Below are 21,665 nucleotides of genomic sequence, written 5' to 3'. Positions count from 1 at the left end.
CAGGTCTTCCAACCCACTACATGACAATCACCACCGCGGGGTGGAGCAGCCCGGTAGCTCGTCAGGCTCATAACCTGAAGGTCATAGGTTCAAATCCTATCCCCGCAACCAACGATACTTGCGATACGAACGCATCGAGAACGCCACTGTCCGGATGGACCGTGGCGTTTTTCTTGTGCGCCGCGAACTGCAGGATCGCCGCTAGGTCGCCGCGCAGGATGATCGTCAGTTCGCCGTCGGTCGGCTGGAGCGTGATCTGCGAGACCAGTGTGCGCAGGCGCTCGGCAGCCTCGGTCTTCGTCTCTTCGGCCTGAAGGCTCTCATAAAGAGACGTGATCCGCTGCTGGTAGATCTCCGCCATGTTCGGATGGAGAAGGGGAGGCGGCTCCTCGGTATTGGCGACTTTCTGTTCCAGTTCCTCCTTGCGGGCTTCGAGCGTCGTCATTTTTTTCATGACCCGCTTGGATGCCTCAATGTCATCTGAGGCAAGGATAAGATTCAGAAGCTTATCCAGTTCTCTGTCGATGCGGGGAATTTCATTCCGCATTGCTGCGAGATCGGCACCCAGTTCCATGCGCAGTCGGTTCACCTCGCGGGTGAACTCGTTGCAGAACTCCTTGAACAGGTCCGGTTCCATCAGATGCGTGCGCAGCCCGCTCAGCACTGATGCTTCGAGGGCGTCGCGACGGATGTTGAGCCGATTGTCGCAGGTGCCCTTGTTGCGTGCTGTCGAGCAGCCGAGCAGATCTTTTGAGATCATGCTGTAACCACCACCACAGCAGCCGCAGCGGATCAGCCCGGCAAAGAGATGGCGGGGACGCCGTTGCGCGCTGAGGGCCTCGTTTCCCCGTGCCGGCTGGCTGAACGTCGTTTCGGCCTGGCGGGCCTTTACGGCATCCCACAGATCCTGTTCGACGATCCGTAATTCCGGCACCTCCTGGATCACCCATTCGGATTCAGGATTGAGGCGTGAGACGCGCTTGCCGCTATCCGGATCCTTCAGATAACGCAGCCGGTTCCAGACCAGGCGCCCGACATACATCTCGTTGTTGAGGATACCGGTGCCGCGTTCCCGATTGCCGTGAATGGTGGACGGTCCCCAATCACGTCCCTGCGGACCCGGAACGCCGTCCCGGTTCAATTCCATGGCGATCGTGCGGGACGACTTTCCCCGTGTGTAATCGGTGAAGATCCGTCTGACTGTGCGGGCCTCCTCCTCGTTGATGGTCCGGTCGCCCCGGATGCGCTCGCCTTTCGCATCGAACTGGCGCACGACATCATAGCCATAGGAATTGCCGCCGCCGGACTTGCCGTCCTCAATACGCCCGCGCAGCCCCCGCCGAACCTTCTCGGCCAGATCCTTGAGGAACAGGGCATTCATGGTGCCCTTGAGGCCGATATGCAGGTGGGTAACGTCGCCCTCGGAGAGGGTGATGATCCGCACGCCAGCGAACGTCATCCGTTTGAACAGGCCGGCGATATCTTCCTGGTCGCGCGACAGCCGGTCCATGGCTTCGGCCACGATGATCGTGAAGCGGCCGCGCGTAGCGTCCTGGATCAGTTCCTGAATACCTGGGCGGAGCAGGGAAGCACCGGAGATGGCACGGTCGGTGTAGCTGTCGATGATCGTCCAGCCCTGTTTCTCCGCATGAAGCCGGCAGAGGCGCAACTGATCCTCGATCGACGCATCGCGCTGGTTGTCGGATGAGTAGCGGGCGTAGAGCGCGACTTTCACAATCCCATCTCCTTAATCCTGGAGATCGCGTCGCCTCGCGGCCTCCACTTCAGCGTTGACGAAATCCCGTGCGGCCTGACGGGCCAGAAGCCGGACCAGACTGACCAGCCGAGGATCGGCTCCATTGCGTAATGGTGTCACGTTGGCCTCCGGGGCGTCGAGAACGAGCCGCACCTTGCCCGCTATCGTATCGCGTTGGCGTGCCATCTTCCCGTCCTTTCTGCATGGACCTGTGAGTGGTTCTGACAGCACTGTGGAGGTCGGACGGGATAGGCGTGAACAGAAAAATACGTGGAAACAGGGAGATGCGCCGTGCAGAGAGGGCTTGGGGATACGCGCGAACATTCGCGGCTATCATGGTCGGCACTATCACAAATCAGTGATTGAACGACTATAATGGTCGTATTTTATCGTGACGCGTGTCGACTCGCAGATCGACTGGAGCAGATGTAGCTTCCGTAAAGTCGTGTCCGTGCCATTCCGTGGATGCGGTTTGACCTCTCGTGGGGCCGGGAGAGAGGAAGAGGGACGTGGGGTTTTTCGTGACGGATTCAGGGGTGGGAGAGAGGCTTCCGCCCGTCCGTTACGGAGTGTCCTGCCATGGCGAGCGCCATCCAGAAAATCGCCCTCAATGCGTCCCGTGATATTCCTTTCAACAAGCTGGTGCTGTCGCAGTCCAATGTGCGGCGTGTGAAGTCCGGTCTGTCGATCGAGGAACTGGCCCGCGACATCGAACGCCGCGGCCTGCTGCAGAGCCTGAACGTCCGTCCCGTCCTGAATGGTGAGGGGGCGGAAACCGGTGCCTACGAGGTGCCTGCTGGAGGGCGCCGGTTCCGCGCCCTCGAACTGTTGGTGAAGCAGAAGAAACTGGCGAAAACCGCCCCGGTGCCTTGTGTCGTGCGTGAGGCAGGATCGGCCATTCTCGCCGAGGATGATTCCCTGGCCGAAAACGTCCAGCGCGTGGCCCTGCATCCGCTGGACCAGTTTCGGGCTTTCCGTGACATGCTGGAGAAGGGCATGTCCGAGGAAGAAATCGCGGCCGCGTTCTTCGTCGTGCCCACCGTGGTCAAACAGCGTCTGCGCCTGATGACCGTGTCCGACAAACTGCGCGAGATCTACGAGCAGGATGGCATGAAGCTCGACCAGCTCATGGCCTTTTCGATCAGCGATGACCACACCCGTCAGGAACAGGTCTGGGAGATTATTGCCCAGAGCCACAATCGCGAACCCTATCTGATCCGCCGCATGCTGACGGAGAAAACCGTGCGGGCGTCAGATCGCCGGGTGCGCTTTGTCGGGCTGGACGTCTATCTTGCCGCCGGCGGTCCCGTCATGCGTGACCTGTTCGAGGCAGACGACGGCGGCTGGCTGCAGGATCCGACCCTGCTCGATCAGTTGGTGATGGAAAAGCTGCAGGAGGCGGCCGAACAGGTCCGTGCCGAAGGCTGGAAATGGGTCGAGACGGCGCTATCCTTCCCCTGGGGGCACACACGGCACTTAGCGGAGATCGACGGTGTGCCAGTGGTGCTCTTGGAAGAAGAAGCCGCCCGCCTGACCGCGCTGCACAGCGAGCAGGAAACGATCGAGGCGGAATACGCGCAGGCCGATGAATTCCCCGAAGACGTTGATATCCGCCTGGGCGAGATCGAGCAGGCCATTGAGGCGCTGGAAGAACGCCCTGTGTCCTTCGATCCGGTGGACATGCAGCGAGCCGGCGTCTTTGTCAGTCTCGATACCGACGGCACGTTGCTGGTCGAACGGGGCTTCGTTCTGCCCGAGGATATGCCGGTGGAGCCCGAGGATGGTCACGATGAGTCCGAGGGATATGATGACACGGTCGTTCATCACGGCACGGGTGACGATGTCGAAGGAATTGGGATGGAAGATACCTTCGATACCGAGCCCGAAGAAGAAGACGGACTCAAGCCGCTTTCCGACCGCCTGCTGACCGAACTGACGGCCTGGCGCACGCTGGCCCTGCGCGATGCGTTTGCCGGCAATCCGCATATCGCGCTGACGGAACTGCTCCACACGCTGATGCGCGACCTGTACTGGCAGGTCTCGGGCGCGGACTGCCTGGAAGCCTATGTTCGGGAAATCTCCCTGCCGGTGCATTCCCCCGACATGCCGGGCAGCCTGCCGGCTCATGCGCTGCGCCAGCGCAACGAAGGTTGGAAGCACGATCTGCCGGAGGATGAGGACGCGTTGTGGCGCTGGATCGACGGACTGGATGACACCAGCCGTCTGGCCCTGCTGGCGCATTGCCTGTCTTTCGGGATCAACGCGTTGCATGAATCGTCCCATGGCCCGTCTCTGGCACGCAGCGTCAGGGAACGGCTGGCGCGAGCCGACCGCCTCGCCACTGCGCTTACGCTTGATCTGGTCGAAGCGGGCTGGCAGCCGACGGTGGAGAACTATCTGGGCCGCGTCACCAAGGCCCGTATTCTCGAAGCCGTGCGCGAGGCGCGGGGAAGTGAGGCAGCCGAGCGTATTGCACATCTGAAAAAGAACGACATGGCGCAGGCGGCCGAAAGGCTGCTTGAGGGCGCCGGCTGGCTGCCCGAGGCTCTGCGGACGGCGAACGTGCCGGAGCGAACTGAAAGGGAAGAAGGGGCGGCGCGTATGACCGATAGTCATGATGCGGTCGCAGCCGAGTGAGATCTGTCGATGAATATCATGGGCGGCTTCCGGTCTCCGGGAGCCGCCTTTTGTATTGGAGCGATATCGCGCCGGAGTGGAAGCCGGCAGTCGTTAGTGATGGGTCACCGGTTGCAGGTGACGGTCCGTTTCAAGGCTGAGGGCTACTGGCCATAAAGGCGTTTTGGTATAGAAATCCGGTCTGCTGAAGCCGGAGCCTGTTCGGTGCTCGTTGAGCAGTCCTGCCCAGCACAGCGGTCGCAGGACATGGACGTAAAGACTGGCGGTCAGCTTGAAATCCCGGCGACGGATATCATCTTCCTCGCCCCCGTAGAGAACCGAACACAGCCGCTCTTCGGTGACGGCAACCTGAGCTTCGATATTAATGACGTTGAGAAAGATGTCCCAGTTGCCGAGCAGTGGCTCTTCGCTTCGGGTGTATGGACTGTGGTCGATGACAAAGAGAAGATGAGTCGTCAACAGCATCCAGAGCCGGGCTGGCTCCGATTTGAGCTTTCTCGCCAGGTCGGTCAGCCGCAGGGTTCCCTTGAAATGCCTTGCGAGCTTCGCACTGAGCAGAACCTCATGCAGGATCACCAGCGGCGGGAAATCATGTTCATTGAGGACTTTATTGACGGCATAGAGGTCTTCAACCGTATAGCCGGGCCAGTCAAATGCCTCGGCGGCTCATGCGACAAAATAGCGTTTCAGCGCCTTGCTGGGCGTGAGGCCGATCGGGCCGTGTTCCTCGATATAGCCGATCGTCAGCAGCGCGGCCTTCAGTATGAGGGCATGCGACAGGGGGAGGTCGCCGTCGTTGGGTGAATGGAATGGCCGCATCGGGTAAACAATGAACCAGACTGGTGCGAGTTGCCAATCTGGATTTGTGACGTGGAGCTCATCTCAGCTCAGTCTCCGTCGTCGTAATGTCGGCTTACGCCTACATGTCGGACATACATGCCAACGCACATCTTTCCGTGCAGCGGACATAAGCAGCACGATATCTCGCAGACAAGTTGAGCTGAAAGCGGACGGTCTGGCTTGGAGGTTAGGCTCAGGACTCATAGCCAGAAGATGACGGTTGCGGCGAGGCAGATGGCGGAGAAGAAGACGGTGGGGCATCTGGCATAGCGTGTTGCGACACGCCGCCAGTCCTTGAGCCTTCCGAACATGATCTCGATGCGATTGCGGCGTTTGTATTTTCTCTTGTCATATTTGACTGGTTTTCCGCGAGATTTCCGTCCTGGAATGCAGGGCTTTATCCCTTTCTCCTCCAGGGCGTCCCTGAACCAGTCAGCATCATAACCTCGATCCGCCAACAACCACCGTGCCATGGGAAGGCTGTCCAGCAGAGCAGAGGCTACGGTGTAATCATTGACCTGTCCGGCTGTCATGAAGAAGCTCAGCGGTCGTCCGTTCTGATCGGTGACCGCATGGAGTTTGGTATTTATACCGCCTTTGGTGCGACCAATCAGGCGGCGTGGATCCCCTTTTTTAACCGCAGGCTTGAAGCCGTGCGGTGCGCCTTGAGATACGTCGCATCAATCATAATCGTCTGAGGCTCGGCTTTCGCGGCAGACAGGCCATCCATCATCTGCATGAAAATGCCCATGTCGCTCCAACGCTTCCAGCGGTTGTAGAGCGTCTTGTGCGGACCATATTCCCGGGACGCATCACGCCAGCGCAGGCCATTGCGGTTCACGAAAATGATGCCGCTCAACACACGGCGGTCATCAACGCGTGGTTTGCCGTGGCTTTTGGGAAAGAACGGCCGCAGACGCTCAATCTGTTTATCCGTCAGCCAAAACAAGTCACTCATCTTCAGTCTCCTCAGAGAGCCTGAATCAGATTTCCGAAATCAAATCAATGGGTCCTGAGCCTAGAAAGCGGACCTGCTGGTCGCTCTTGAGCAGGGACTCAGCCTCGCGTTCAAGCGCCGCGCCCTGCCGAGACGATCAATACAATTGCGATAGTGTATTGGGTCCACGCGTCGTTCCGGCTTGCGTTTTCGACGTCTAGGATCGTGGCTTGCGCGCATGCCCAGGGCTCACATTTCGCTCACATCGGGATGAAAAGGCTTAAAGCGTTTAAGCGGTGGGCGGCTGTTCCCGGATGCACTGCGCTGGCCTTGTAGCCGGACGGCTGTTACACTACATTACTGTCGATTTCTCGGTTAATCTGGTTGTTGTTGCGAATCGGATGACGCTCTGTCAGCAGGTATTAACGCAAAGGTTTTAAGTTGCATGGCCGCCGTTATTACATTCTTTCCCGTCGGAAACGGCGACATGACGCTCATCAAGCTGGAGAGCGGTAGATCTATACTTATCGACATGAATATCCGCCAGTCTGGTGATGGTATCCGCGATGTATCGGCCGACCTCCGTCGCCGCCTCGATACAGACGAAACGGGCCGCCCATATGTGGATGCTGTGCTGCTGACGCACCCCGACCAAGACCATTGTCGTGGCCTCATTGAGCATTTTCATCTCGGTCCGTTGGCCGATTACAAGCAACCCAAGTCTGGCGAGCTTGCTAAAATCGTGATCCGCGAGATGTGGTCGTCACCAATAGTGTTCCGCCGGACGCCCAAGGACCAGACGCTCTGCAAAGATGCGGATGCCTGGAGAAAGGAAGCCCGCCGTCGTGTCAACCTCTACAAAGCGAACCGTAAGTTCGCTGCTGGTGACCGTATCCAGGTGATGGGTGAGGACCGGGACGGGAAGACGGATGACATCGCAGAAATCGTGGTGAAAGCCGGCAAGACCATTACCTCAATTGACGGGAACACGGACACCGCATTTCGCGGTCGGCTCCTCGCGCCGAAAGGACAGGGCACGGATGAGGAAGAAGAGCGGCGGAGCAAGAACCACTCCAGTGTGATCGTGCGATTCTCCGTGGCGAACGGAGAGAAGCTTCACGCCTGCCGGTTCTTGTCAGGTGGCGATGCCATGGTTGGTATCTGGGAACGTATCTGGGCGGACCACAGCGCCGACACGAACACCATCAACTACCATCTCATGCAGGCGCCTCATCACTGCTCATGGCATTCTCTGTCGTATGACAGTTGGGGCGATCTGGGTGAGAAGGCAAAGGTCTCCCCTGATGCCAGGAAAGCGCTCGGGCAGGCATTGTCCGGCGCTTACATTGTCGCGACCTCCAAGCCCATCAAAAACGACAAGGATGACCCTCCTTGCATCCGCGCCAAGCGTGAATACGAGGCGATCCTCAGCTCCGTGAATGGGGTCTTCCTCAACACGTCGCTGCATGGTGGTGAGGATGATCCCGTGCCGATGGAGTTCGATGTGAACGCAACTGGTCCCAAGCTGCGGGCCGTTGTGAAACAGGCGGCGACATCGGCAAGGAGCCTGCTGCGTACTTCGACTGCAGCCACTATTCCGCCAGCAGGGATTGGCTTTCCGCCGCGCCCTGTAACGCCCGTGAAGCCGGCGGGGTTTGCTTGATTTGGTTCCTGTCTGACCTTGCTCGTCTGAACCACGAGCGTGCCGCGATTGAAGAGCTCGAACGGCAGGACGGCGCTTGGCTGAAGGATGTCCATTGGCGGTTGGTGTCGAACCTGCTTGAGGTTGATGCTACGATCGAGATTAATGGTCGTGTTTTCCCGATCACCCTGAAATACCCATACGTCTTTCCTAGCTGCCCGCCGTCGGTCTTTCCGCGCGAGACCGAGAAAACGCGCTGGAGTTTTCACCAGTACGGAAAAGGGGGTGAGCTCTGCCTCGAATGGGGTGCGGACAATTGGCAAGCCGATCTCACCGGTGCCGATATGTTGGCGAGCGCTTATCGACTTCTCCAGCTGGAGAACCCCACCCAGCAAGAAGAACCGCAAGCCGAGATACCTTCTCGCGACCTATTCAGCTTTGCGCACTCCCTGCGTGGCGAGTCGAACCGCTTCATCGCGACACCCGCTCTGCTAGTTCGCCTGCAGGATATGCCATTGTTTGTACCGGCACGGATCAAGGTCTGCGTAACAGGCGTCCTTGAATCACGCGCGAGTGTCACCAGCTTGGAAATGGACGGCGCTGAAGCCTGGCACGATCGACTGATCCCGGTCGCGGCACTCGACGGCCTGGTGTATAGCGGTGCCGCCCTTCATCTCCCGATAAACGCGCCTTCGCCTCCGATCCAGGGCGATATGGCGTCGATGATCGCTTACATCTCGGAACTCGGTATCGATCCAGCGGAGTTGTCAGGTTCCGATCGAGCGGCATCCTTCGTCTTATTCTACATTAATGGAGGTGAGCCGACACTGGTATGGCTTCACGACCGAAATTTCTCTACCTACTCAATCGTCTACATCACCGACGATAAGGGAAAGCGGCTCGGTGCCGACTATGCGTCGCTTGCCGGAAAGTCCGTATGCATCGTCGGGAGCGGATCGCTTGGTGCCAAGATTGCCGTTTCACTCGCTCGTGCCGGAGTAGGGCGCTTTGAGCTCGTCGATGACGATGTTTTTCTCTTCGGAAACCTCGTCCGTCACGAATTTGATTGGCGTGATGTGGGATCGCATAAGGTTGATGCTCTCAAGCAGAGGATTTGTCTCGTTAACGTGGATACGAAGGTCACGGTCCATCGAACTCGGCTGAACGGCCAGGAAGCAAGCAGTCGCATCGCAAGAGCGCTAAGCGCTGCGACTGCATGTGATGTCATCGTGGATGCAACGGCAGATCCTATGGTCTTCAATCTTCTGGCCGCAATTGCGGCTGCCGATAAGAAGACGCTAGTCTGGGCAGAAACATTTGCCGGCGGAATTGGCGGCCTACTCGCGCGACATAGCCCAAACTTGACGCCGTCACCCGCTCGGATGCGGGCTCAAATTTTGCAGTGGTGCGCCGATCAAAACGTACCTTGGCTTGGCGCAGACCATCAATATGAGACGCGGGACGATAGTGATACGACGCTCATCGCGGATGATGCAGATGTCGCCGTGATTGCGGCGCACACAACGCGGATAGTAGTCGACGCTCTTCTCCAGAGTGCCGTGTCCTCCTACAGTCACCCGGTCTATCTGATCGGTCTTAAGAAGGGCTGGATTTTCAGCGGCCCCTTCGACACCTATCCGATCGATGTAGGGCCGCCTGAGGCTGTCGCGGCGCCCGTGTCGTTCTCTGACAAACAACGTAATGAAGCCGCAACATTTATCAGCGGCCTTATCGGAGGAAATACGGATGCGCCTCCTGCTATCGCCTAATGTGGCGCAGAGGCTTGCAAAAGTCTTGAGGCAACGCGGTTCGACGGAAACCGGCGGAATTCTAATGGGTGAGCATGTAGCTCACGATGAATTCCGCATCGTCAATTTCTCGGTTCAGCGATCGAAAGGCACTTTCGCATCGTTTTTACGCATGCCCCGGCTCCATCTCCGGCAACTTGAGCGCTTCTTCAAGCAGACCGAGCACGACTACATGAAATACAATTACCTCGGAGAATGGCATTCGCATCCTTCTTTCGGCGTCACTCCGAGTTTTCCTGATCTCCATGCGATGCATACCCTCGTCGACGACGCCTCGACGGGAGCGACCTTCGCCATTTTGATGATAGTCCGCTTGGACCAAGACACGACGCTCAACGCCGGAACTTATCTGTTCATGCCAGGCGATGCTGGCCACCATCCGGTTCCGCTAATGCTTGAGGCGGAGGATGTCACGCCGCCCGCAACTGACAGAGGCATGATTGCGCGGTTCTTTCAAGCATCGGAGCACAAAGGGGCTGTGATCCGGCTTATTTCAAATCCCGAAATACGCGCAACGATCGACGCTGATTAATCCTCCGCCGCATCTCCACTCCTCTGCCCTTTCTTCCGCTGCCTGGTCGAGCGGGGTTTGCCGACATTGGGTTGGGGAACGCCCACGTCAATCGCTTCAAACAGAGCAAGAGCGTAAGCCTCGGCATGGTGGCGCACGCGAGCACCCGTGCATGCGAGCAGCCATGTCGCGGTGATGCAGATGATTGCGCCTCATTTTGGTCATACGAGCCGCTAAATTGTTTTCCGTAAAGCGGACATGATTGGTACAAAGTTCGCATGCGGGGTTAGGCTGTGTAATGGTCTATCCCGCATATAGGCGTGCTATAGAAAACCCGCATTGTGCATATTGACCTCGCATCGGAAGGGACGCGGCAGCATGTCTGCTGGCAGATTGATCTGATCCTTGTCCACTAAACAGCCTTTTTCCTTTTCTTATTCGTCGCGTTGGTTGTCATATCGCACACGGCGAGTAAAGCGTAGGCATATTGGAACCCGGCTTCCCGAACCCAGCGCTTGGTCACGACAAAAAACCACGCAAGCATGGCAAACAGATTGACCGCAAATGTTGCTAGGATAGCGGGGCCAAGATCAGATGCTACTTTTGCTAACGCCGCAAAGTCACAATTTCTTATGGAATCCACGAGATTAGGGGCTTTGTTAAAAATTGTGAGCATCGTGATGACCAACGTCAGGAGGCAAAGGGTGAGTGCGAAAGGCTTGAGGCCCAGCAAATTACGACGAAATCCGTATTGCGCATTCTCGCGCTCCACCATCGCAAACTCTTTACCTCGAGTACTTTCTTTCAACCATCGTATTGCTGAATCATACACCGCATTAGCGCCTGCGGGATTCGCTTGCTCTTCCTGAACCGTGGGGAAGGATAGACTTTCGGGCACTACGCCCGCCAGATATGTGTGATAACGCAGCCGGGTATGCTGATCGAGTTCGCTGTCATGGCGCAAAAGTAGTGTTGTCGGCCATCCGCCCCACCTCTTAAGTAGTTTTGGCTCAATCCGCTTACCCTTGGTGCGAGCATACGAGCCAAGAGCGTATAGAAGGCCGCATGATGTCGCTAATGTAAGAAGTGTCGCACCGCCACTGGAAAGCAGAAGCCACGGGAACCATGCCAGTATGGTAAGAAGGGGAGGAAAAATCGTTAGAAGAGCAGGAAACAGTCTGGCCTGCCGACCATAGCTATCGAATAGCTGTGCAATACCGTTCGGGATCGGTATTGCCACCGTCAAGCCTCCTCATAGGAATCGGGATATGCGGTCGGCACCAATGGCGTGTAATCTGGCCGTGACGGAGCGGCACCACCCGACGTACGGATGTTTTGGCCCTCGGTCATGTGAAGATTTGCACCACGATGGATAAGCGCGCGTTGTACGACCTTACGGGGATGGTCTTCATCTGCCTTCGCTGAGCTGATGTAGGCCTGAAAATGCCCGGTCTCCTGCGGCTCCTGGAGAATTGGGCCTACAATAGCGTTTAGCAGATCCGCATTAACATTGTGCCGCCCACCATGGTGTGGAACTTGGAACCGGTCGATCCCCGGAAGGGTCAAACCGACATATGGTGCATGGTCGATTACCTCCTGTAGACCGTTTCGTCCCGTATCAGCAGTCAACAGGATTTTCTTGCCATTCAGAGTCGCGTACTGGACGACACTCATCTCATTTTCGTTGCTCGTATCTCCTGGCGGAAAGGCTTCCGCTCCCCATGATGCTCGGAGCAACGCGACCACTGTCTTCGCCTTCTCCACGATGGTACCCAAAATACTGTCGATTCTGGATTCCATACCCGAGCTTTCCGGCGTCTTGTTCGACGTTAAAATGAGGTCGAGGTAGCGCTCGCGCGAGGGGGCCATGACGTGGAATGCACCGATCTGCGCCCCTTGGAACGGCTCATAGATTGGAATGCCCTTGTCAATCGCTATATCTTCAAGAGCTGCAAGGTTAGTGTAAGCACGCCGCAGGGCGCCTTGCAGGTGTGGTACACTCTCATAGGTATCAAAATGCTCAATTAGCTCTTCCGCATGCTCCCACGGGCGGAGCATCCATAGTTCACCGATCTCAAAATGTTCGAGAACTGCGACCAGGCCACGTGCGTGATCCCCATCGTTGTGCGTCGCGACCACGCGATCGATGAATGCCGGATTGTCGTAGTACTTGTTGATGAGATCTCGAAGACGCTCCCCGCTGGTAGTATAACCCCCATCAACAACGTGGATGGTCGTCTGTCCTGCCAATTCATAGCGAATTGCTATTGCATCGCCGCTCTTGCTTGTTTCAACACCTAAGAAATCTATTTCAAAGAAATCAGCCATTAGGTGTTCTTTTCTCCGAGAAAAAATTAATGCGATATCACTACACAAGCTGCGACTAGATATAGATGGAAAGCGTCATAAGCTTTTGCAAGACGATGTAGAGGCTTTTTCCACGAGCGATTAGCCAACGCCGGGAACTCATTTCCTCATCATGTAAAACTGGTGACTTCAGCTCAAACTCTGGACACCTTTATCATAAAAACGTTCACTATTGAAATTTCATGCCTAATAGCAGACCTTCTGCTCCCCCCCGTTCCAACGTAAGCACTTAACGCAACAAATTGCTGATCTTCGTCCCCTGGTAGCCCCTTGATAGGCGTCACCGTGGCCGAGCAACTCAAAATTATCATGAGTCCTCCTCCTTAGCCAGAATCCAGAGAGCCAGTCAAATTGTCCAATCAGCCTAATCTCGAAGCTCTTAATAAAAGCTGCGAACGCAGCATTACAAAAATGAGTGACGACGAGGCACTCGAACATATCGGTCGGCTGATCGACGATTCCTGTGATGCTGCATTTGAACGCGGTGCGAAGCGCGCATTGTACTTGCTTGATGAGCTTACAAAAAGGCCACTCACCGAAGAACTAGCTGTGCTGGCGGAATATTTCCGGGCTAATGCGTGGGCTACGCGATCACAGATTGCTAATATTCGGCAATCCTGGTCTTGGGAGAGTGTAGAACTTCAGGAAGAGATGTTGGCGTTCACGCGCGCATCCAGCCATCCCGGGTTCATGAAACTTGATAATGGACGGCGCTGCCAGATACTGACCAATCGTGCCAATCTGCTCGACAGGGTCGGTCGCTCGATCGATGCAATCGCCGGTTGGGACGAGGCGCTCCGCATTGATCCGCACTTCGCGAAGGCTCTCGGTAATCGCGGTGCCGGACTTAGGCAATATGCCGGTATGATCGATGACAATCAAGAGCGAACCATTCTGGCGCTCCATGCCTATGACAGTTTCTGCAAGGCAATGGCGCCGGATGCGGTGTATGACTCTGCCGACTTTCTGTCCGTCATTGCGCAATTCAAGGACATGGCCGAGGCTCTTGGAAGAGCGGTCAATGTCGATGCTGCGCGAGCAATGCAGAATCTCGATCAGGGTGAACAGGGCCGGTCGAAAGTGGAACGCGCTTATCGTCAGTGGTGCCTCGATAAACGGCTGTTTCTTAGCCCATTGAACGATCTGGGACCGTATCTCGCCGCAGCGACCGATGACCTGATGTTGCCCGGCATTAGGGAGAGGTTCGACGAGCGGCCCGGTGACTATTCACCGCCTCCGATTATCGGCTTTTTTAGCCAAATGAAACAGGAATACGTCTCGGCGCGCTACATGCTGTTCGAAGGAATGAGTAGCACACGGGTCCATTTCTCCGACCGTGGGGTCACGCTCACTAATACGCTCGATTACCCGCTCTATTCACTTGCGAGCGAGAGGGTGCGCACAGCATTTCGTATCGCATATTCCTTACTCGACAAGATTGCATTCTTGATCGACCGGTATTGGAAATTGGGAAAGATACCCGCGCATATCAGCTTCAAGAATGTCTGGATGGTCGAAAAGAAACAGAGACTGCTTCCGCAGTTCGCAGAATCAAACAATTGGTCTCTACGAGGACTCTATTGGCTCTCAAAGGAACTGTTTGACGATCAACTCAAGCAGACAACGTCCGCAGATGCCCGAGAACTCCATGCGATCCGCAACGCTCTTGAACACACCTATCTGCGTGTAAGCATGGGTTGGGCCAAACCGCTCCCGATCGAGCCCTCCAACACCAGTAGTTTTGGGATTGCCATTGGGAGCGACGAACTGGAATCGAAGGCGATCCGGGTAATGCAGATTGCGCGATCGGCTTTGTTTTATGTGTCATTCGCGATTAGGCATGAAGAGCGCAAGAAGTTGCGTGATGATTCGGAAGAGATGGTTGGATCAATGCCACTTTACTTGTTCGAAGATCGGTGGAAGCGCCGTGATCCACATTAAAAAAGACTGCCTTGTCAGGATAATAGTATTTTGGTCTGACTGGGTGTCAGGTAATTTAAATTGTGATCCGAAAGCCGACATTCCGTTGCCCCCCCTAGTCCGCCTGTCTGCTCAGTGATGTAGGAGCAGACAGGCGGCAGTCGCCTACATCCCGGTCATAAGCGGGGCTATTCGACTTTCCGGAAAGCGGACATGAGTATCTTAAACCTCGCCAGGCCTTGCGATTATCCGCATTGACGTGAGATGCTGTTACAATCAGTGTCAAGAGCGAATATAATTGTAGCTTCTGGACTGATGACCGACCTTATTCGAGACCTTATCCTTCGCTGGCGTGATGATCCGGCAGGCACCTATCAGAGCTGGTTTTTGTGGGATGAACGCCTCAAGAACTTCCGGTCTATCCGCCGTGGTCTGCAGCAGGTCGTTACCGAGATTACCGCTGGCACATTCGGGGTCGCCTATCGTGGCTCATCCCTGGAAACAGTTGTTCATTCGATCGCTGAACAGCGTCAGATATTCAAGGGTGCGGATCATGCATTCCTGTGGAAGCCGAAGCTACGCATTCCCGATATCTACGAAAATCCTGCAAACCAGAAAGCATTCGGGCAGCTTCTCGATACCTGCCTGTGTTGCAATACCGACGAGCACGTGGTCTCGGCCATCCACGCGATCGATGCCCGGAAGATAAAAGGGCTGGGACCAGCCGTCGCCAATCTGCTGTATTTCCTGCATCCTACGATCATGCCGCCTTTCAATACGGCAATCGTGAACGGCTATAACGCCTTGACCGGATCAAAGATGAAGTTGGGCCGATGGGAGGAATATCTTGCCATGCGGCAGGGCATTCTGAAGCTGAATGCGACCTATCGTTCGCTGCTGTCCAATGATCTGGGCGCTATCGGAGGACTGCTGTTTGATCTCGGAAGCGGACGCTATACAGCGCCACCTCTCGAGGATAACGAAACAGCGCGGAAACTCTGGGAAGCCGATCTTCACCAGGTGAGGGAGCAGAGCGCAAAAGAGGCTCGGATACTGGCAGCAGAGCGGGAAACGGATCATACCCATACCGAGATTCAGGGCTGGCTTCGCGATCTGGGGCATTCTCTGGGTTACGATGTCTGGATTGCGGCCAATGATCACAGTCGTCCATGGCAGGACGGTAAATTGGGGGATGGCTGCCTGTCGGTGTTGCCAGGGTTCACGACGGAAACGCAGGGAGCGGAATCCGTGCGTCTGATCGATGTCCTATGGCTAGACCGGGACAGCCACAGGATTGTGGCAGCCTTCGAGGTCGAGCATTCAACGACCATCTATTCAGGCATCGTGCGCATGCTGGATCTTGCTCTTGGGTCGGAAGCGCAGGCTCTGGAAGGACTGTTCCTTGTTGCTCCAGACAAGCGGGAAGCCGATGTGCGCGAACAGTTGAAGCGACCGGCCTTCAGCAGGATTGCCGATCTGAAAGTCCGGTATCTACCTTATGGGGCGCTGGAGAAGGATCGCGCAGCTATCGCCCGCTTTGGTCACGGACTGAAGCCTGTCCAGGCGATTTCGCATGCTTTGACACCGATCTGATGTTGTTATCGGCATAAGAGCAAAGATGCTAAACTTTTCTCAGACTCCGGGGTCGGGTTTGCAACGATGATAATCCGGCAAGAAGGCGATGGCAGACACCACTCATAGTCAGGAAACACAGCACGCGGTGATGATCCAGCCGCCTAGCAGTCTCACTGTGCTTTCCCTTCTTTCCATTCTGACAGGTGTCGTTGTCGGAGCGGTCTGTGGGACATTCCGGCTGTTACTTGAACATGCTGCGGGGTTGAGAACGGCATTGGCGCTTGATGCCCTGCACCCGTTTTCCGCCAGTCTGTTGCTGATTGCGATCGGCAGCATCACGGCCTTCATCGCGGCCTGGATGGTCAGGCGGCTGGCGCCTCTGGCTTCTGGAAGTGGGATCCCTCATGTCGAGGCCGTCTTGGCCGGACTTGCAACACCAGCTTCTGTCGGCCTGATCCCGGTCAAGTTCATCGGAGGATTGCTGGCCATCGGCGGAGGACTAGCGCTGGGGCGTGAGGGGCCGAGCGTGCAGATGGGTGCCACGGCTGCCAATACGATCGGTCGGCTGTTACGGTTGGGACCGGCGGATTGCCGGTCATTGCTGGCGGCTGGTGCCGGAGCTGGACTGGCGACAGCGTTCAATGCGCCAGGCGCTGGCGCGATCTTTGTGCTGGAAGAGCTGGTCGGCAAATTCGAGGCGCGAACCGCCTGTTCCGCACTCGGTGCTTCCGTGTCCGCCATCCTTGTCGCCCGCGCGTTGCTGGGCGGTGATCCTGATTTCGTGGTGGCCGACAGTCCCATGGTCATCAGCGTTTCAACGCAGTTGCTGTTCTTGCTGACGGGGCTTGCAGTTGGCCTGCTCTCGGTCGTTTACAACCGGACAGTTCTGACCACGTTACGGCTGGCTGAACGGATGAATGCCAGCGTGGAAATCCGGGCTGCGGCAATCGGCGCGATCGGTGGGCTGATCGTCTGGCTTACACCTCACCTTGCTGGTGGAGGCGACTGGATCACGCAAAGCGCCATCGATGGAACGCTGATCTGGACAGCGCTGCCAGGATTGTATGCCCTGCGTCTGGTCTTCGGCTCGATTTCCTATGCTGCAGCAACGCCGGGTGGCCTCTTCGCTCCCATGCTGGCTCTGGGTGCTCTGGCGGGCCTGGGCTGCGGAGATCTGGCCCATGTTCTGGCGCCCACGCTGGCGGGGCGGACCACACCCTTTGTTGTGGTCGGTATGGCGGCAATGTTTGCGGGAGCGGTGCGGGCACCTTTGACCGGGATCATTCTTGTGACGGAAATGACCAATACGCCCAGCCTGCTGCTTCCGCTGCTTTCGGGCAGTTTTGCCGCGATGTTCGTGGCCGACGGCATGGGGGAAGCACCGATTTATGAGGCATTACGCACCCGCGCCGCGGCCGAAAAACGCTAGGTTCAGTCTTTCCCCCGACCAAGCCGAAGCGCGTTAGTGACAACCGTCACGGACGACAGAGCCATGGCCGCGCCGCCGATAACCGGTGAGAGAAGAAGCCCGCAGATCGGATAGAGCACACCGGCGGCGATCGGAATGCCGATCCCGTTGAACAGGAAAGAGAAAGCCAGGTTCTGCCGGATGTTGCGCATGGTCGCATGGGCAAGCCGTCTGGCCCGGACCAGTGCTTCCAGGCTGCCATGCGCCAGAGTGATCCCGGCGCTTTCGATCGCTACGTCAGTGCCGGTTCCCATTGCGATCCCGACGGATGCGGCCGCAAGAGCTGGAGCATCATTCACGCCATCGCCCGTCATCGCGACATGTGCGCCCTGCGCCGTCAGGTGTTTGACGATATCGGCTTTGTCCTGTGGCTTCAGACCGGCATGGACTTCCGCGATATTTCCCGCCTGCGCCGCCACAGCCTTCGCCGTCGCATCGCTGTCACCCGTGAGCATGATGATCCGCAGACCATCGGCGTGGAGCGCCGCAAGAGAGGCCCGCGTATCCGCGCGGAGAGGGTCCGCCACGGCGATCAGCCCGGCGAGCCTGCCGTCTACCGCCACAAACATCACCCCGGCTCCGGCTTCACGATGCGCCGTCGCGCTAGCTTCAACAGGGGACGCATCAGCGCCAGCCTGCTTCAGACACTCGGCATTGCCCACGACGACGACATGGCCCTCAACGCTGCCGCTCACGCCCAGTCCCGGCTGCGACTCGAAATGGGTAAGAACGCCGGGCTCCCCATGGCGGTCTTTCAGGCCCTGAACGATAGCCTGTGCCAGAGGATGCTGGGAGTGTGTCTCCACAGAGGCGGCATAACACAGCACATCGTTTTCCGGCCAGCCATTGGCTGCCTCCACGGCGATGAGCTTGGGGTGTCCTTCCGTCAGCGTGCCGGTCTTGTCCACAACCAGCGTATCCACCCTGTCGAGCGCCTGAAGCGCTTCGGCATTGCGGACCAGAACGCCCTCGCGTGCGCCCCGCCCTGTACCGACCATGATTGACATGGGCGTGGCCAGCCCAAGCGCGCAGGGACAGGCAATGATCAGCACCGAGATGGCATTCAGAAGAGCATGCCCAAAGCGCGGAGCCGGTCCAACGGCGTACCATACGATGAAAGTCAGCACGGAAATAGCCAGCACCAGCGGGACGAACCATCCGGCCACCCGGTCGGCCACGGCCTGAATGGGTGCGCGGCTGCGCTGGGCGGTGGCAACCATCTTCACGATCCGCGCCAGCATGGTATCGCTGCCGACGGCCTGCGCTTCGATTTCGAGGCTGCCATTGCCGTTGATCGTACCGCCAGTCACCGTGCTGCCGATCTTTTTGGCAACGGGTGCTGGCTCCCCGGTAATCATGGCTTCGTCAACGCTGGATGTGCCATCGAGAACCCTGCCGTCGACAGGGATCGACTCTCCCGGCAGCACCCGCAGTCGGTCTCCGACCACGACAGCGTCCACGGCTATGTCTGTCGGCTGCCCGTTCTCTCCGATACGGTGAGCCTGTTTTGGTGTGAGATCCAGCAGGGCGCGGATGGCATCACCAGTGGCGGCACGTGCACGGAGTTCCAGAACCTGTCCCAGCAGAACCAGCGCAACGACCACGCCCGCCGCCTCATAATAGACCGGCAGGGCTCCGTCGGGCATCCTGAAGCTGGTTGGGAACACCCCTGATGCGAGCGTCGCGGCCAGACTGTAGCCAAACGCGGCGCCGACGCCGAACATGATGAGCGTGAACATGTTGAAGTGACCGGTCCGCAATGAGGCGAGCCCACGCTGGAAGAAAGGCAGTCCTGCCCAGCAGACAATCGGAGTGGTCAGCGCAAGCTGAACCCAGGGAGACCATGGTCCCGGAACCAGATGCAGGCCGACATCGCCACTCATGGCAATGAGCATCAGAGGAACCGCAAAAAGCACGGAGACGATCAGACGACGTCTGAAATCATGCAGTTCGGGGTTTTCCGTCTCTGCTCCCGTCGGTTCCTCCGGCTCCAGCGCCATGCCACAGAGCGGACAGTTCCCCGGATGATCCTGCCGGATCTGCGGATGCATCGGGCAGGTCCAGATCATCCCCAGCTTGTCCTGTTCGGCGGAGGAAGGCTGTTGGGGCTCATGATGGCAGTTCATGCCCTGCATGGGCGCCGCCTTTTCCTGCGCTTCCTTCGCAGGTTCCAGCGTCATGCCGCATTTGGGGCATGTGCCGGGATGTGCCTCCCTGATCTCGGGGTGCATGGGACACGTCCACACCATGGGAGGTGCGCTATCAGTCTTGATGAAGGCTGCCGGATTGGCTTCAAATTTCTTCTCGCAATGTGCGCTGCAGAATGAATAGCTGTGCCCATTATGCTCGCGCTTGAACCGGCTAGTAGCCGGATCAACCATCATGCCGCATACAGGATCGCGTGTTTTCATGGGGACTGACGGGCTCGTCGGCATCGTTTTCGTCCTGACCGTGAGAGTTGAGAATTTCGGAAGCGTCAGCGAACCGCCGGAAGTTGCGACGGCGTCATTTTACGATCTGATTCCGGGATGAACGTGATTCAAAATCTGGGCAAGCATGAACCCGAAGAAAACCGCGATCATGCCGAGCACGAGTGAAATCCCGACATTCAGACAGGCCCTGCCGAGATGACCGTTCTGGAGCAGGTCAAAGGTCTGGAGGCTGAAAGAGGAAAAAGTGGTGTAACCACCGCAGACCCCGACCATGAATACAAGGCGCGTCGTGTCAGAAATATGCACCCGTCCTCCTGCCGCCGTCATTGCTGCAAACAGGGCTATGGCGAACGAACCGGTGAAGTTGATCAGGATTGTGCCCCAGGGAAGGCTATGGCTCCAGCGGGCGGTGGCGAGACCCACCCAGTAGCGAAGCAACGTCCCTGTGGCGTCTCCAGATGCAATCAGGAGGGTCGGCAGTATGTTGGGCAGCATAGCGCTTCTTTCCTGCGATCTGCGGTCAATGATGGGTCAGGATCGGAAGCGTGGCGTGTGAGAGGATATCCTGTGTCGGTCCGCCAAACAGCCATTCGATAAAATGCGGGCGGCTATAGGCCCCCATGACCAGAAGATCGCCTCCAGCCTTCAGGGCGTGCTGTCGGATTTCTTCTCCCACATCAGATGAGGCAATGACAAAGCGATCAATGCTGACAGTCACACCTTTTTTCCGGAGTTCTTCCGCGATGGGCGGTTCCGCTACCTCGTTTTCACGATCCTCGCCGATTACAATGCTGACATGGGAGGTCCGGTCCAGAAAGGGCTGAGCAGCGGCCATGGCCCGGTCAAGGGCTGATGAAGGATGCCAGGCAATCACCGGATGCCTCCCAACGGTCCCATGATGCTGCAGCGGAGCCACGACCACCGTGGTGCCCGCATCATATAATGCTCCGCTGAACGCCTGCGTGACCTCCTCGGGATCTGACGAGCGCGGGCGGCTGAGAACCGTAATATCGGCGTTCATAGCCTCACGCGCGACGGTTTTGCGGACATCCCCTGCGATTTCTATCCATTCGGCCGCGTGCTCGCCGGTGAGTCCGGCTTTCCATTTCTGGAAGATGTCGCGCAGGGCGTCCGCTGTTGCGGAGACTTTCTGAGCAAAACGTTTTTCTTCTTCGGGGCTGGGCATTCCTTCATCAGGCATCTGATAATCGGGATTGTCCTGAAGTTCAGGATGGAGAACCCTGATCAGCGGATGACCGAGACGGGCGGCCAGTTCACATGCTGTCTCAAGAGTATAAGGTCGCGGTTTCGATACGGTCGAGAATGGCAAGAATACGCATGGTCTGTGCTCCTGAAATGATGATGGCGCACTCTCTGTCAGGGCGTCGGCTGCATACCGAAACGCCAGGATTCAGCGGGCTTGAAATAAAGCGACGTACCTCTCAGCAGTGCCTCGTGGGAGAGGCAGAATGCCTGAAGCTGCTCATGGTCGCCCAGAATATCGACATAGACCGACAGAAGCGTATTGGGGATTTCCCCCAGTGTCTGCTGGATTTCCCCACTTCTCCAGAAGCCGTAATGTGCAAAGTGGGCATTCGAGCAGGTGAAGCCTGCTGCACGGACCGCATGGACGATGTCACGATAGAGAGGACGGCGCTGGAACAGGCGGGTAAAAGGTTTCTGTTGTCGGCTTTGCGCCCGTGATGCGGACGTCATGAAAATCCGGAGAATACCGGCAGGTTCTGTCAGTAGGGTGGGCGTCTCGTGCATGG

At 57.4% G+C, this 21,665-nt stretch carries 16 protein-coding genes, 1 tRNA gene and 1 pseudogene; 8 read left to right on the top strand and 10 right to left on the bottom strand.

The genetic code is table 11. The annotated features are described in order from the left end of the window. The first annotated feature begins 34 nt into the window (after positions 1–34). Positions 35–111: transfer RNA gene (locus GOB81_RS14575), tRNA-Met, on the top strand. Here GOB81_RS14575 and GOB81_RS14570 read toward each other — a convergent pair. Both GOB81_RS14570 and GOB81_RS14565 read right to left on the bottom strand, forming a co-directional pair. Next, complete coding sequence (locus GOB81_RS14570; protein ID WP_048846579.1) at positions 68–1,735, bottom strand: recombinase family protein; 1,668 nt, start codon at positions 1,733–1,735, stop codon at positions 68–70. The genes GOB81_RS14575 and GOB81_RS14570 overlap by 44 nt on opposite strands. Positions 1,736–1,747: 12 nt before the next feature. Beyond that, positions 1,748–1,942 (bottom strand): hypothetical protein, encoded by a 195-nt coding sequence (locus GOB81_RS14565; RefSeq protein ID WP_048846582.1) that lies wholly within the window; start codon positions 1,940–1,942, stop codon positions 1,748–1,750. Positions 1,943–2,335: 393 nt separating this feature from the next. Here GOB81_RS14565 and GOB81_RS14560 point away from each other — a divergent pair, with 393 nt between their 5' ends. After that, entirely contained in the window at positions 2,336–4,393 is a 2,058-nt protein-coding gene (locus GOB81_RS14560) for a ParB/RepB/Spo0J family partition protein (RefSeq protein WP_048846583.1), read from the top strand. Positions 4,394–4,486: 93 nt separating this feature from the next. On the opposite strand, the pseudogene GOB81_RS14555 reads toward GOB81_RS14560, so the two are convergent. After that, positions 4,487–5,212: pseudogene (locus GOB81_RS14555) on the bottom strand (hypothetical protein). 221 nt (positions 5,213–5,433) lie between these two features. Then, positions 5,434–6,191 (bottom strand): IS5 family transposase gene (locus tag GOB81_RS14550; protein WP_173571129.1). Its coding sequence is split into 2 segments (ribosomal slippage): positions 5,434–5,870 and positions 5,870–6,191, totalling 759 coding nucleotides; the frame shifts between segments, so codons are not numbered across the junction. Positions 6,192–6,657: 466 nt separating this feature from the next. Between GOB81_RS14550 and GOB81_RS14545 the strand changes: the two genes are divergently transcribed. Genes GOB81_RS14545 through GOB81_RS14535 form a run of 3 tightly spaced genes read left to right on the top strand, consistent with a single transcriptional unit; the run spans position 6,658 to position 10,152 of the window. After that, positions 6,658–7,833 carry a ComEC/Rec2 family competence protein gene (locus GOB81_RS14545; protein ID WP_198912127.1) on the top strand — a complete coding sequence of 392 codons (1,176 nt, stop codon included), beginning with the start codon at positions 6,658–6,660 and terminating at the stop codon, positions 7,831–7,833. After that, entirely contained in the window at positions 7,830–9,581 is a 1,752-nt protein-coding gene (locus GOB81_RS14540) for a ThiF family adenylyltransferase (RefSeq protein WP_173571127.1), read from the top strand. Before GOB81_RS14545 ends, GOB81_RS14540 begins: the two co-directional genes overlap by 4 nt. Next, positions 9,559–10,152: a Mov34/MPN/PAD-1 family protein gene (locus GOB81_RS14535; RefSeq protein WP_173571126.1), complete on the top strand. Its 594-nt coding sequence runs from the start codon at positions 9,559–9,561 to the stop codon at positions 10,150–10,152. The genes GOB81_RS14540 and GOB81_RS14535 overlap by 23 nt, the downstream gene beginning before the upstream one ends. Positions 10,153–10,543: 391 nt before the next feature. Here the strand turns inward: GOB81_RS14535 and GOB81_RS14530 are convergent, their stop codons facing one another. Beyond that, a complete protein-coding gene (locus tag GOB81_RS14530; RefSeq protein ID WP_173571125.1) occupies positions 10,544–11,371 on the bottom strand; it encodes a hypothetical protein in 828 nt (275 codons plus the stop codon). A 2-nt stretch (positions 11,372–11,373) separates the two neighbouring features. Further along, the gene (locus GOB81_RS14525; RefSeq protein WP_173571124.1) at positions 11,374–12,459 is read right to left on the bottom strand and encodes an MBL fold metallo-hydrolase; all 1,086 of its coding nucleotides are present in this window, start codon (positions 12,457–12,459) and stop codon (positions 11,374–11,376) included. 450 nt (positions 12,460–12,909) lie between these two features. Between GOB81_RS14525 and GOB81_RS14520 the strand changes: the two genes are divergently transcribed. The 3 genes from GOB81_RS14520 (at position 12,910) to GOB81_RS14510 (ending at position 17,422) form a co-directional block, all read left to right on the top strand. Next, complete coding sequence (locus GOB81_RS14520; protein WP_173571123.1) at positions 12,910–14,439, top strand: LA2681 family HEPN domain-containing protein; 1,530 nt, start codon at positions 12,910–12,912, stop codon at positions 14,437–14,439. Positions 14,440–14,733: 294 nt separating this feature from the next. Beyond that, positions 14,734–16,011: a hypothetical protein gene (locus tag GOB81_RS14515; RefSeq protein WP_061498825.1), complete on the top strand. Its 1,278-nt coding sequence runs from the start codon at positions 14,734–14,736 to the stop codon at positions 16,009–16,011. Between the two features lie 88 nt (positions 16,012–16,099). Next, positions 16,100–17,422, top strand: a complete 1,323-nt coding sequence (locus tag GOB81_RS14510; RefSeq protein ID WP_233419922.1) for a chloride channel protein — start codon at positions 16,100–16,102, stop codon at positions 17,420–17,422. Positions 17,423–17,424: 2 nt separating this feature from the next. Here the strand turns inward: GOB81_RS14510 and GOB81_RS14505 are convergent, their stop codons facing one another. The 4 genes from GOB81_RS14505 to GOB81_RS14490 form a co-directional block, all read right to left on the bottom strand. Next, entirely contained in the window at positions 17,425–19,872 is a 2,448-nt protein-coding gene (locus GOB81_RS14505; protein WP_062248284.1) for a heavy metal translocating P-type ATPase, read from the bottom strand. Positions 19,873–19,971: 99 nt separating this feature from the next. Beyond that, positions 19,972–20,388, bottom strand: coding sequence for a fluoride efflux transporter CrcB (crcB, locus tag GOB81_RS14500; protein ID WP_062248285.1), 417 nt, complete (start codon positions 20,386–20,388; stop codon positions 19,972–19,974). Between the two features lie 25 nt (positions 20,389–20,413). Beyond that, the gene (locus GOB81_RS14495; protein ID WP_338421373.1) at positions 20,414–21,223 is read right to left on the bottom strand and encodes a universal stress protein; all 810 of its coding nucleotides are present in this window, start codon (positions 21,221–21,223) and stop codon (positions 20,414–20,416) included. 47 nt (positions 21,224–21,270) lie between these two features. Further along, positions 21,271–21,663, bottom strand: coding sequence for a hypothetical protein (locus GOB81_RS14490; protein WP_173571122.1), 393 nt, complete (start codon positions 21,661–21,663; stop codon positions 21,271–21,273). Positions 21,664–21,665 lie beyond the last annotated feature (2 nt).

The sequence above is a fragment of the Acetobacter conturbans genome, assembly GCF_011516755.1.
Taxonomy (GTDB): Bacteria; Pseudomonadota; Alphaproteobacteria; order Acetobacterales; family Acetobacteraceae; genus Acetobacter; species Acetobacter conturbans.
Note: the sequence above shows the minus strand (reverse complement) of the source record. Positions and strands in the feature narration are given on the sequence as shown.

Bases quoted from the DNA above. Each gene is read 5' to 3' on its own strand.
- GOB81_RS14505 (WP_062248284.1), bottom strand. From the start codon at position 19,872: ATGAAAACACGCGATCCTGTATGCGGCATGATGGTTGATCCGGCTACT.
- GOB81_RS14520 (WP_173571123.1), top strand. From the start codon at position 12,910: ATGAGTGACGACGAGGCACTCGAACATATCGGTCGGCTGATCGACGAT.
- GOB81_RS14545 (WP_198912127.1), top strand. From the start codon at position 6,658: ATGACGCTCATCAAGCTGGAGAGCGGTAGATCTATACTTATCGACATG.
- GOB81_RS14525 (WP_173571124.1), bottom strand. From the start codon at position 12,459: ATGGCTGATTTCTTTGAAATAGATTTCTTAGGTGTTGAAACAAGCAAG.
- GOB81_RS14490 (WP_173571122.1), bottom strand. From the start codon at position 21,663: ATGCACGAGACGCCCACCCTACTGACAGAACCTGCCGGTATTCTCCGG.
- crcB (WP_062248285.1), bottom strand. From the start codon at position 20,388: ATGCTGCCCAACATACTGCCGACCCTCCTGATTGCATCTGGAGACGCC.
- GOB81_RS14565 (WP_048846582.1), bottom strand. From the start codon at position 1,942: ATGGCACGCCAACGCGATACGATAGCGGGCAAGGTGCGGCTCGTTCTC.
- GOB81_RS14515 (WP_061498825.1), top strand. From the start codon at position 14,734: ATGACCGACCTTATTCGAGACCTTATCCTTCGCTGGCGTGATGATCCG.
- GOB81_RS14535 (WP_173571126.1), top strand. From the start codon at position 9,559: ATGCGCCTCCTGCTATCGCCTAATGTGGCGCAGAGGCTTGCAAAAGTC.
- GOB81_RS14510 (WP_233419922.1), top strand. From the start codon at position 16,100: ATGGCAGACACCACTCATAGTCAGGAAACACAGCACGCGGTGATGATC.
- GOB81_RS14560 (WP_048846583.1), top strand. From the start codon at position 2,336: ATGGCGAGCGCCATCCAGAAAATCGCCCTCAATGCGTCCCGTGATATT.